Source organism: Candidatus Thermoplasmatota archaeon, from assembly GCA_018814355.1.
Lineage (GTDB): Archaea > Thermoplasmatota > Thermoplasmata > UBA10834 > UBA10834 > COMBO-56-21.
Genome location: JAHIZT010000083.1, coordinates 1 through 2,102, shown reverse-complemented (window position 1 = coordinate 2,102; position 2,102 = coordinate 1). Strand labels below are relative to the sequence as shown.

At 58.2% G+C, this 2,102-nt stretch carries 2 protein-coding genes; both read right to left on the bottom strand.

The window, feature by feature from the left end; genetic code table 11:
- Positions 1 to 659, bottom strand: a 659-nt coding sequence (gene mutL / locus KJ653_06425) for a DNA mismatch repair endonuclease MutL (GenBank protein ID MBU0685462.1), incomplete at its 3' end; no start/stop codon positions are given.
- The coding region (gene mutS / locus KJ653_06420) for a DNA mismatch repair protein MutS (protein ID MBU0685461.1) at positions 649 to 2,102 on the bottom strand (1,454 nt) is incomplete at its 5' end. The genes mutL and mutS, both read right to left, overlap by 11 nt.

The window sequence follows — 2,102 nt, the reverse complement described above, 5'->3', positions numbered from 1 at the left end:
TCAGCGACCTTTGGACCGAATGCCGCGACCAGCGAGCCCCTCACACCTTCTGCCGGCACATGGACCATCTCGATGTCCCCGTCCGACCGGAACGAGAACGCCAAGCCCGGTCTGCAAAGCATGTAGCTGATCATGACCTCGCGGCAGTGTGCGAGCTCGATGTTCTTTGACTTGAGTGATTTTCTACGCGCAGGCATGTGCTGGAAGAGGTCCTCGACCACGATCTCGGTGCCTGGAGGACAGCCGACCGGAGTGACACTCTCGATCCTGCCGCCGTTGACTACTACCTCGATCCCTCCCGCAGCTTCGTGCTCCCGAGTCCTGAGCGCGACCCTGGACACCGCAGCGATGGACGAGAGTGCCTCGCCTCGAAAGCCGTAGGACGCCAGATTCTGCAGGTCGTCTATGCCCGAGATCTTGCTGGTCGCGTGCCGCTCGAACGCCTTTCCAGCATCCTCAGAGGACATGCCAACGCCGTCGTCCCTGACGGAGATGAGCTTCTTGCCGCCTTCCTCGATGGTAACCATAATGGAGGAGGCGTCCGCATCGAGTGCGTTCTCCACAAGCTCCTTGACCACGGATGCTGGCCGCTCGACCACTTCGCCAGCAGCTATCTTGTTGACGGTGGCGTCGTCCAACAACCTTATCCTACTTGGCACGTGATCCCCCGAGCTTCTTCTTGAGTTCGTTGAGCGTGACGTAGGCTTCCATAGGGGTCATCCTCGACACATTGATCATCTTGAGCTCTTCCTCTACGGTGGATTCCTTCTCCGGTGTCAGCAGGAGCGCCTGCCTGTGGACCTTCTTGCCCGCCTTCACCTCGAGCACGTTCTCCTGCTCGATGCTGCTGAGGACCTGCTCGGCTCGCGAGATGACATCTGGTGGGACTCCCGCGATCTTCGCCACCTGGATGCCGTAGCTCTTGCTTGCCTTCCCGGGAACGACCTTCCTCAGGAAGATGACATCGGAGCCCTGCTCCTTGACCGCCATGGCATAGTTCTTGACGCCCTCCAATGACTCTGCTAGCTCAGTAAGCTGATGATAGTGCGTCGCGAACAGAGATCTCGCACCGATCTTAGAGTGATCGTACAAATACTCGGACACGGCCCATGCGATCGCGAGACCATCGTACGTGCTGGTTCCTCTTCCGACCTCGTCGAGAAGGATCAGACTGCGCTTCGTGGCGCTGTTGAGTATGTTCGCCAGCTCCGTCATTTCCACCATGAAGGTCGACTGGCCTCTTGAGAGGTCATCGAAAGCCCCGACCCTGGTGAACACTCTGTCGACAAGCCCGATCTTCGCATCTGAGGCGGGCACGAAGGATCCAGCTTGCGCCATTATCACGATGTCCGCTATCTGTCGTAGATACGTGGATTTGCCGGCCATATTGGGCCCGGTCAGGATCACCAGTCTGTTGAGGTTGGTGTCGAGATATGCATCGTTGGGCACGAACGACCCTCTGAGCGCCCTCTCGACAACTGGGTGTCTACCATCTTTGATGATGACAGTATCAGTGTCGTTCACCTCTGGCCTCGAGAATCTCGACGACACAGCGACCTCAGCGAAAGAGTTGAGGACATCTACCGCTGCCATTGCACGGGCGATTCCTCTGATATTCTCACCGTGCTTGGAGACTTCGTCACGCACTCGCATGAAGGCCTGGTACTCAAGGTCGTTGGAGCGCTCTTGAGCGGCCAGGACGACCCTCTCCTTCTCCTTGAGCTCTGGGGTGACGAACCTTTCGCCGTTTGCGACGGTCTGCTTGCGCTCGTATTCAGGCGGCACCTGCTTCATATTGGATTTGGATATCTCGATGTAGTATCCGAAGACGTTGTTGAATCCGACCTTCAGGTTCTTGACGCCTGTTCTCTTCCTCTCGGACCCCTCGAGGCCGGCAATCCATTGCTGGCCGTCCTTGGAGTCGTGCCTCAACTGGTCGAGGGCGGGGTCGAAGCCGTCCCTGATGAGACCTCCTTCCTTGAGCGCGACGGGAGGGTCGTCGACGATCGACTTCCAGATGAGGCCGACGACATCGCCGACATCCACCATCTCCTTGGCAAGCGTGAGCAGCATCTCCGACCTTAGTTCGCCCAAGGTGCTCC